The following is a 10,034-nucleotide window of genomic DNA, read 5'->3' on the forward strand; positions in this document are numbered from 1 at the left end:
TTTAGAATTTAAGTAGGCGTCTAGGTGAATAAAGCCCGAGTAAGAGGCAAATTCTATAGTGCTCAAATCCCCCTAATATTGAGAGAAGTTTAAGGAAATAACATGTCTGAGATGCGCACCCTTGGTGAGTTCATTGTTGAGAAACAGAGTGACTTCCCCCATGCAAGCGGTGATCTATCATCCCTTTTGTCGTCTATTCGACTTGCTGCAAAAATTGTTAACCGTGAGATCAACAAGGCTGGTCTAGTCGACATCACTGGCGCTGTTGGTACAGACAACGTTCAAGGTGAAGAACAGCAAAAGCTAGACCTTTACGCGAACGACAAGTTTAAAGCGGCTCTAGAAGCTCGTGATCAAGTTTGTGGTGTTGCAAGTGAAGAAGAAGACGAAGCTGTCGCCTTCAATAAAGAGCTCAACAAAAACGCAAAATACGTCGTTCTGATGGACCCACTTGATGGTTCTTCAAACATCGATGTCAATGTATCTGTTGGTACAATCTTCTCTATCTATCGTCGAGTATCGCTTGTTGGTACCCCACCAACACAAGAAGACTTCCTACAGCCAGGACACAAGCAAGTAGCCGCGGGGTACGTAATTTACGGCTCTTCAACTATGCTTGTTTACACAACTGGTGCAGGTGTAAATGGCTTCACCTACGACCCATCTCTGGGCACCTTCTGTCTGTCTCATGAAAACATGATGATCCCTGATGAAGGTAAGATTTATTCCATCAACGAAGGTAACTACATTCGCTTCCCTACGGGTGTTAAGAAGTACATCAAGTACTGCCAAGAAAATGAGCCAAGCGACAATCGCCCTTACACATCACGTTACATCGGTTCTCTAGTATCAGATTTCCACCGTAATCTTCTGAAAGGCGGTATCTACTTATACCCGAGTACACAAAGCCACCCTCAAGGTAAACTGCGTCTGCTGTACGAGTGCAACCCAATAGCCTTCATCATGGAGCAAGCTGGCGGTATTGCCTCCGATGGCGCCCAACGCATCATGGATATAAAACCAACAGAACTGCACCAACGTGTGCCTTTCTTTGTCGGTTCTAAGAACATGGTGAAAAAGGTAGAAGAGTTCCTTGAACTTAACCGAGACTAATCGTCTCGCTTATTTTTCAAATTAACGCCATTAAAAAAGCCAGCATTTACATGCTGGCTTTTTGTTCGACAACTCAGAATACATAGATGTTACGGATAGATAACTATTTACGGATTGTCCCGCTTACACCAGTCACCCGAAAGTATTTCTTTATTAGCCGTTAGATCAAGCTGATACAAATATACCCATGCTAATCCAAATATAGTCTCTATTTGTTCGCGACGATACTCAACAGGAACATCTTCTAGCCGATCGAGCGAAGCCAAAACTTCGTCGTTAATGATATAGACCTCGCCAACGACATTTTTCTTTCCAGAAATCATCGCCGGATAGGCACCTAAATCAAAAAGAGCATACTCCTCAGGGGTGTCAAACCTTCCTAAGCACTCACACTGCTGCAAATAGTGGTGGTTGGACTGACCTTGCCTCAAGGTTCCATAAACAAAAACAAGTTGCTGCATAACCCCTCCTCAGCATTCGTCATCCGCTAATCAATCACGACTCAAGTGTTACTCGAATTCAAATTGATAGAGGAGATCCACGGCACTGTCTAGCCCCGATACGGCTTCAACATAGAGATCCTGCATCAATCGATAACGAACAGTAAACTCACCTAACGAGTTAAAGATACCTACGCCATACTTCACCTGTAAACCAGGGAGAATGTAGCCGCTGACCGTAACCTGGGAATCATCTCCAGAGCCTGCAGTATCCAGTTGCAAGTCCTGTACGCCAAAAGCCTCACCAATTTCGCCGACAACCTTGCCGCTCTTCGCCAAGCTTAAGCCTATTAAGGTCGTTGTCATTGAACCATTCGACTCACCATCAATATCTTGACCACGCAAAATATAAGACAACGCATTGGCTTGCGGCATCACAGGATCAGAATAAATTTCGATGGTCGGCTCTGTCGCCGGGCCTGTCACTCGAATACCAGCTGTCACATCATCCTGAGTATTATCAGGGTTACGTATCGCATTGATCGCTACATATGGCTGATCTGGAGGACCATTCATTAAAATCTTACCTTCTTTGATCAAGAGATCTTGTCCAAAGGATTGGTAAGTACCATCGACGATATTTACCTCACCTGTGATAAAAGGACCTTGGTCTTTTTGAGCCACGTTGAGCTTGCCGACCAAATCACCTTCAAGACCAAAAGCAGACAGTTTAAAGTCATCGCCAATGGAGATATTAATATTGGTCATCACATTGAATGGAATCGTGTCTTCGCTCTCTGGCTCAAGATCTTTATTCAAGATAACTTGATCAGAAGAGACGCCGATCGCTGACGGTGGTAAGTCTTCGACAACAATACGTCCCCACGGTAATGCGATATCACCAGTGATTTTCGCCAATTCCGGTGTGACATCAATGGTCATATCAGGCACGACCTTCACCTTAACCATAGGCGGGATATCAACCATCAACTCGTCGGCAAACACTCTGACATTAGAGTGCCATGCTTTAAGATCCTGCCAATCCCCGGAGCCTTCGATATCAAGGTGACCATCGGGTGTTTCAACATTGGCATCTAACTTCGCGCTGTAGCCGTCAAAATCGAGGTCAATACGACCATCTTTAATATCGACTGGTGTGACATCGCCTTTGACTTGAATACCATCAACAGAGAATTGACCAAAGACTTGAGGATGCATCAAAGAGCCTTTTACCTGTAGGTCACTCTCAAGATCGGCCTTCAACAGGCTGTATTCGCCGAGGATTGGCTGTAAGAAGTCCAGATGGAAGGTTGTCAGCTTAATTGCCGCATCGACCATTTTGTCTTCTGCGAGAATGTCTGGTAACGACACCGTGCCAGACAGGTCACCATTGTCAGACACATCCAACTTAAAGTCAGCGTTCAGTTGGTTGTCTTTTAGTTGGGCATTCAATGCAACGCTTTCCCAACCGAGTGTGATTGGCTCACCAACTTGTTGAACAGCCTGACCTTTCGGCATATCGACGCTTACCGTCACCTCAGGTTCACCTTGCTCTGACCACTTGGCATGAGCCGTCGCATTAACTAAGCCCTGTAATTGCGTTTCTTTAGGCATGAGCGCTTTAATCTGTTCGAAATCGAATTGGTTGATCGCCAATTTGGCCTCGCCCGACTTTCCGACACGCACGTCTTCATCCAGACATACACTCGAACCCGATTGCTTCCAACAGTGCGCTTGAACGTCGGCATACTGCTTATCGACATCCGCCTTAATTGCGACAGGTTGATCTAATACCCAAGGCCCCTGCTGAGTGGTAATTCTGACTCTGTCTAACGACCCATCCCAAATAAGAGAAGGCTTCTGAATCAATTCTCCAGAGATAGCCAAACTGGTCGACACGATGTCGGATATCACATCAAGTGTTACGGTATGCTGCTTCTCACCGCCATTCACGGTTAAATCAATGCTTTCCACATTTTGTTCTTGATAACTCAAGTTCTTAGCTTTTAATACAAGATCGGCTTGAGCTTCAGGCAATGGCAGGGGAACCACCGAGCCATTAAGTGATAAGGATTCTAGTGTTGCTTCGTTATTCCAATCGACCTTATCAACATTAAGCGCGAAATCGACCTTTGGCTCTTTCGTTGGGCCACTAAGCTGGATATTACCCATCACTTTACCCGTCAGCTCTGGAACACTCTTATATAACTGTGGGAAATTAATCGCAACGCCCATACCCCATTGCTTATCCAGTTGCCCTTGAGCCTTAATCGAATTAACACCGTGAGCCAAGCTCAAACCACTGGTTTTCAGTTTAGGTTCACCGCTCGCGCTGCGATCTGACGCTGACAACTGCCCTTTGATATCCAGAGGGTATTCTCGTAGGATTCCCTCAATATCGAGCTTAGGCAGTTCAATCGCCCAACCACCCGCTTGTGTCAGTTCACCCGAAGTGACGATGCTTCCGCTAATATTACCCTCGGCTTCTGGCCACTGTAGTCCAGGTTGAATGTCTTTGAGCGTCACATCGGCTTGCCAATTAACGAGCTTCTTCCAGTTAGCTTTAACTACACCATTTAGTTCGCCACCCAAGGTATTCAGTTTCAAGCGTTCAAGTTCAATCTGTTCCGTGGTGCCTTTACCTTGTAGATCTATTGTTAAGGCAGGTATCTCCTTACCATCGGCTTCAGCTTTAAGCTGCACATTAAAACCATCTAATGAACCATCGGCTTTGAATTTCTCAATTGCAGCTTGGTAGTCACTTTTACCTGTCAAAGGCCATTGCGCTTTACCTCCCTCTAAAAGAAGGTCAAATGGCAGAGTCGGTTCTAAGGGTTGAATATCCCCAGACAACTTTGCCTCAATCAATTCGGAGAACTGAGACTCTAGACTTAACTTAGCCACGCTGCCTTGTGCTTTCAGAGACAGTTTCTGACCAGCAAGATCGGTTTCTTTCACCAACGCACCCAAAGAAAGCTCTAGCGGATAGCCGCCCTTGAGCTCAACCTTCGTCGTTAGGTTCGCGCTTGCTTGTGGCATATCGAGTTCGAGACTGGAAACGTCAACCGTGTGTTTACCCGCGCGAGCTTCTAACCCGAGGTGATTCACAACAATTGGCGCTTCTTGTTCTAGAGTGAAACGGTTGAGATCAAAACGCTCAAGTACAACCTGCAAAGGAATCCAAACTTCAGGCAACTCGATAGCTGTCTTAGTTGCAGTATCTGGCTCGACTATTTCTGATTGTGGATCTTCAGTAGACTCTGCAAGTTTAACCTTAAGATCATTGAATAAAGTTGGCGATACTGTCAGCTTTTCCCCCTGCATACTCAGGGCAGTAGAGAACAAACCCCATTCAATTTCATGACCTAAGATATTCAGTTTGATATCAGATAAAGCGATTCGATTAATGACGATTGGTAGTGGTGTTTTTACCGATGTTACGGGCGGAGTAGGTTCTGCCTCTTCTGTAGAAGCTAGTGGCAATTCAGTAAGTGCGAAATCCAGCCCTTGAATCGCTAAGCGGTCAACACACACTTGAGGGTCGAGCAGACAGCGCGGATTGATAGCCAATGCCAAATTTTCAACCTTGGTATCGATATGTAGGCTATCATCTTTAAACTGAACATTGTTAAGCGTAAAGCTTGGGAAAAGAGCGCCTTTAGTACTTTCCACTTTCAGTTGTGGCAATGCTTTTTCGGCGCCCCACAACACAGTATTCAACCCCGAATTGGTGAACAAAACAAAACCTAGTAGGGCGATTAACAATAGCAAAATCGACGTCAATGAAATCGACGCCCACTTGATACACTTACCCACCACTTTGATCATAATTCTGGCCCTAAACTAAAGTGCAGTTGGAACTCATCACCTTTTTTCGCATCTAGACCCCAAGCAAAATCTAAACTCACAGGACCGACGGGGGACGCCCAACGAATCCCGACACCAGTACCATGTTTCCACTCTGGCGTGTCATTGAATGCATCACCAATATCGTAGAAAGCCGCTCCCCACCAATTCCCAACTAAGCGATATTGGTATTCAAACGAACTGGTTGCAATGAATTTCGCCCCCGTTAGTGCGCCACTTTCATCTCGAGGAGAGATAGACTCATAGCCATAACCACGGATGCTATTATCACCACCCGCAAAAAATCTTAAAGAAGGAGATAACTTATCAAATTCGTCCGCAAAGTTTCCGCCGAATTGAAGGCGGGTTAAACCTCGGTGGTTATTACCAATGCTTCGAATCCATGCGGTTTGCCCTTGAAAACGTACGACTTGGGTTTCAGATAACAAGGTATCATCAGCCGCTTCAACCATGATGGTTTGTTTATCGCCCCACATCGGCATTGAACCGCCTCGGGTTCGAGTGCGTGAGAAAGAGACACCTGGCAACACAAACTGCGCCAAATCGTCTTGTAAACCTTGTTTATAGTTTTCGACTAGGTATCGAATGAATACCGTGCGTTGCCAACCATTATCTAGACGCCAGTACCTTTCTAAGGCTAAGTTTGACTCCAAACTCTTGGTATCACGGTTATCCAGATTCTTCATTCCATACTTAATTTGATAGTAGTCATTAAGCACGTCATCCAATGGGATTTTATAAGCCGCCGTAATAGTCTGCTCAGGCTTGGAGATCGATAAACTACTATTAAAACTATGACCTTTCTCATTAACCCAAGGTTTCTTCCATTTAAGGGTACCTTTTACACCCAAGTCTGTTGATACACCGATACCCGTTTCAATTTGGTTCCGCGCTTGCGGAGCAAGGCTTACCTTCATCGGAATTTCTCGACCTTCACCCAATTGACTTAAATCAGGCTCAACAAAGACTGAAGAGAACCAATCCGTATTGGAAAGGTTTTGGTTGTATTCACCAACTTTGGTTATCGAGTAAGGTTCGCCATCTTCAAATGGTTTAAGTGACTGCACCTTCTCTTCTTCTATTTGGCTACCAGTAACCTGAGTAGAGCCAAAGTGATAACGAATACCACTGTTATAATGAAGGCGGACATAAGCGCGGTTTAATTCAGGAGCGACTTCTAGTTTGCTAAGATCATACGCCCCATCGAAGTAACCTTTCGCTAATCCAAGATTGCGGATCGATGATTTTAAAGAGTCATAATTACCATGATTCAAAATCGAACCTTTAGACAACTTGCTCTTAGCTATTAAGGCCAAAAAATCAGGATCATCTTTGGCTTCACCAGTCAGAACAATATCTGAAGCATAAATAACAACCGGCTCTCCCGGCTCAACCGTAACAGTCAATTCGGTATCATCTTCAGAATGAGTAAATGTGATATTAGGTTGGTAGTAGCCTAATGCATTCAACGCTTCGTTGATCATCGACTCCAAGCGAGATTGAAATCTTAATGAGACCGAATACTCTTCTTCAGGAATCGCACTCAGATAAGCATCCACATTATCTGCAAGCGCGCCATCCAACCCTTTAATATCAAGGGAAACGTCAGCAAAAGCGAGCGTCGATGACAGTAGAGTGCCAATCAGAACTGGTAAAGTTTTTCTTATCATGTTTAATTGGTGAAGAAGTTATCAATACGTTAATAAGTGAAAAGAAATCATACCGCTAAAACGACATTGAGTCTGCAATAAATCCGGCAATAACACGGTCTAATGTAAAGACTTAATCAATATTAACCGGCCGTTAATATGAGCCTCCAGTTAATATAAACCTAGATCTAATGTTAACTAACGCGGTAAACGTATGCGAAAAGGAATATAACATGCTAAACAAACAACAACTGGTTTCCGCAGCAACCGCATTACCGGGAAATGCTGACCCAATCCGAATCACTGAGCGCCATTTCGTCAATCAAACTGACTTGCTCAATGCTCCTACGGGTTCTCAACAAGAAGTCCTACTTGGTATGGGATGCTTCTGGGGAGCTGAGCGTTTGTTCTGGCAGTTGAACGGCGTTATTTCAACATCTGTTGGCTACGCTGGTGGATACACGATTAACCCCACTTATGAGCAGGTATGTAGCGGACAAACTGGCCATACCGAAGTCGTTCGTGTCATTTTTGATAGCGAACAAACATCTCTCGCTCAAGTACTTGAAACCTTTTGGGAGCGTCATGACCCAACTCAAGGGATGCGCCAAGGCAACGATTTAGGGACTCAATACCGTTCTGCGATATACACCTTCAGCGAAGAACAACAGACTATCGCTGAGCACTCTAAACGTGAATACCAACGAGCAATGACTGAATCATTGGGCAACGAAATCACAACGGAAGTTCTGCCTGCTGGAAAATATTTTTTCGCAGAAACCTACCACCAGCAATACCTAGCTAAAAATCCGAATGGTTATTGTGGATTGGGTGGAACAGGTGTGTGCTTCCCTCCGCAATAATGTGTTATACCAATCACAGTAAGTAAGTGATCATAAATAGCGCAGGAAAAATGCTTGAGAACAAGGCAGAAATTTTCGATAAGTAGTTATTCTACAATCAAAATTTCTAACGATGTTATCGAGTGTTTTAACCAGCTAGGATGAACAGTTATTTACTACGATTGGTATTAGGCATACAAACTAGAACAACATCCATTAAAAAAGGGCTTCCGCTAGGAAGCCCTTTTTCATTGGAAATCTATTTGACGCAATGCAAATCTATAACAGTCAGTTACACCGGCAGCGCAGCAATCGTGCCGTTAACTTCTTTAAAAATAGTGAGCTTTTGTTTGTCTGAAACTTCAGGAAGAAGCACCTTGCCTTGGTCGAAGCGAAACTCTCCGATACCCTCTATAGCAAACTGGCCTTTGAACAGGACTTTAACGAAACGCGCCACCTGATGTGGACGATAAGTAGAAAATTTTCTTAACATAATACAACCTCAATTCCATTTGAGTACTACAGCCACGTACCTGAACACCAACGTATTCAAAGCACATTCAATCGCTAATTCCTTTAGCAAACAGCAAGATAATCTATTGTTCATCTCGATATTGATGCATTATACCTTTTGGTAACAAGCCTGCAACTTATATCTACACCGTACGATAAAAAAGTTAAAGAGGCATTTTTCAAATTTCATATTATACTTCCAGAGCAAACCAATAAGCGGAACAAAAATATAATGAAAAACAAAACTCTACTGGCTTTTTTAGCCGCAGCCTCTCCACTTTTCGCCAATGCTCATAATCTATCAGTCGGTGCAACTCTGCCTGCTGTCGATGTTAGCAACTATGGTGAAATCGTACTAAACGACGGAAATACTGGATATCAAGCTTGGGCAACCAATGATCTTCTAGGTAAAGTTCGCGTCGTTCAAGCTATTGCTGGCCGTAGCAGCTCGAAAGAGCTCAACGCACAACTGATGGCAGCCATTACAGCATCGAAATTCGCAGAAGACAGCTACCAAACCACTACCATCATCAACCAAGATGATGCGATTTGGGGAACTGGGTCTTTTGTTAAATCGTCAGCAGAAAGTAGCAAAGAAGAATTTCCATGGTCTTCTATGGTGCTAGATGAAGACGGAACCGTAGCGTCATCATGGGCTTTAAAAGAAGAGAGCTCAGCGATTATCGTTCAAGACAAGCAAGGTAAAATATTGTTTGTTAAAGAAGGAGCATTAAACGACTCAGAAGTCACTCAAGTTATTGAGTTGATTAAAGCGAGCCTTTAATAAGATATTCGCGTCTTTTTCGAGACCTGACCAAAGGATATTGTTATATTATAACAGTATCCTTTTTTAATTCTGTGGTTAATCATCCTGATGTGGAAAAACACACCTAATAATGTGAAACGTAAAACAGGCTTCTTGCTTGGGCTGATGCTCATGTTGAGCGTGTTAGCAGCGACACATATTGTGGATATCGACCCACATCATCACTCTTCACATCACTGTGAGCTGTTTTCGATAAATCAGTTCATAACGGCGCATTCACTTCCACAGATCCCAGAGTTCCATTCGGAATTTACTGTCGCAATCACAGAGTCAGTCGTTTCGTTACAGCGCCTGTATTTCGCTTATTTAGCACGTTCACCTCCTGTAAAGATTTCTTAATTACCACTACTTTTTAATTAACCTTTATTCAGGAAAAAAACATGAAACCTACTATTCTAGCCGTTGTTATCGGTATGACTGTCTCTACTAATGTTCTAGCTAACGAAGAATTCCGCTCTCACGAAGCACACGTGCACGGTAAAGTTGAGGTGAACATCGCTCAAGATGGGCAAGAACTGCTTGTTGAAGTAACAGCTCCCGGCGCTGATGTGGTTGGCTTTGAACATGCTCCAGAAACTGCTGAGCAAAAGAAAGTATTTGAACAAGCGATTGCGCAATTAAACAAGCCAGATGAGCTATTTGGTTTCAAAAATGCAAGCTGTACTCTGAAGTTCAAGTCGGTGACGAACACCTTGGAAGGCGATCATGATGACCATGAAGGCCATGACCACGCTGAACACGCTGAACACGCTGAACACGACCATGATGACCACAAAGGCCATGA

The 10,034-nt window shown here is 44.0% G+C and carries 9 protein-coding genes; 5 read left to right on the top strand and 4 right to left on the bottom strand.

Annotated elements, in window-relative coordinates:
- Positions 1-102: 102 nt before the first annotated feature.
- Positions 103-1,113, top strand: coding sequence for a class 1 fructose-bisphosphatase (gene fbp / locus AB4232_RS15275; RefSeq protein ID WP_372087458.1), 1,011 nt, complete (start codon positions 103-105; stop codon positions 1,111-1,113).
- Between the two features lie 107 nt (positions 1,114-1,220).
- Here fbp and AB4232_RS15280 read toward each other — a convergent pair whose 3' ends face one another.
- The 3 genes from AB4232_RS15280 to AB4232_RS15290 are packed head-to-tail and all read right to left on the bottom strand — an operon-like array spanning position 1,221 to position 7,090.
- Positions 1,221-1,574, bottom strand: coding sequence for a gamma-glutamylcyclotransferase (locus tag AB4232_RS15280; RefSeq protein WP_135384611.1), 354 nt, complete (start codon positions 1,572-1,574; stop codon positions 1,221-1,223).
- A gap of 48 nt (positions 1,575-1,622) precedes the next feature.
- Entirely contained in the window at positions 1,623-5,381 is a 3,759-nt protein-coding gene (locus tag AB4232_RS15285; protein WP_372087459.1) for a translocation/assembly module TamB domain-containing protein, read from the bottom strand.
- The gene (locus AB4232_RS15290) at positions 5,378-7,090 is read right to left on the bottom strand and encodes an autotransporter assembly complex family protein (protein ID WP_017100024.1); all 1,713 of its coding nucleotides are present in this window, start codon (positions 7,088-7,090) and stop codon (positions 5,378-5,380) included. Before AB4232_RS15290 ends, AB4232_RS15285 begins: the two co-directional genes overlap by 4 nt.
- Positions 7,091-7,302: 212 nt before the next feature.
- On the opposite strand from AB4232_RS15290, the gene msrA reads away from it, so the two are divergent.
- Complete coding sequence (gene msrA, locus AB4232_RS15295; protein ID WP_017100023.1) at positions 7,303-7,932, top strand: peptide-methionine (S)-S-oxide reductase MsrA; 630 nt, start codon at positions 7,303-7,305, stop codon at positions 7,930-7,932.
- A 271-nt stretch (positions 7,933-8,203) separates the two neighbouring features.
- On the opposite strand, the gene AB4232_RS15300 is transcribed toward msrA, so the two are convergent.
- Entirely contained in the window at positions 8,204-8,404 is a 201-nt protein-coding gene (locus AB4232_RS15300; protein WP_004735283.1) for a DUF1107 family protein, read from the bottom strand.
- A 252-nt stretch (positions 8,405-8,656) separates the two neighbouring features.
- On the opposite strand from AB4232_RS15300, the gene AB4232_RS15305 reads away from it, so the two are divergent.
- The 3 genes from AB4232_RS15305 to AB4232_RS15315 form a co-directional block, all read left to right on the top strand.
- A complete protein-coding gene (locus AB4232_RS15305) occupies positions 8,657-9,208 on the top strand; it encodes a YtfJ family protein (RefSeq protein ID WP_009847759.1) in 552 nt (183 codons plus the stop codon).
- Positions 9,209-9,298: 90 nt separating this feature from the next.
- On the top strand, positions 9,299-9,589 hold the full coding sequence (locus tag AB4232_RS15310) for a DUF2607 domain-containing protein (protein ID WP_012604884.1): 291 nt from the start codon (positions 9,299-9,301) through the stop codon (positions 9,587-9,589).
- Between the two features lie 41 nt (positions 9,590-9,630).
- Positions 9,631-10,034 (top strand): DUF2796 domain-containing protein (locus AB4232_RS15315; RefSeq protein ID WP_372087460.1); only part of this gene is annotated, 404 nt, incomplete at its 3' end.

It is taken from the genome of Vibrio sp. 10N.286.46.A8 (assembly GCF_041470165.1).
Classification (GTDB): Bacteria; Pseudomonadota; Gammaproteobacteria; order Enterobacterales; family Vibrionaceae; genus Vibrio; species Vibrio tasmaniensis_A.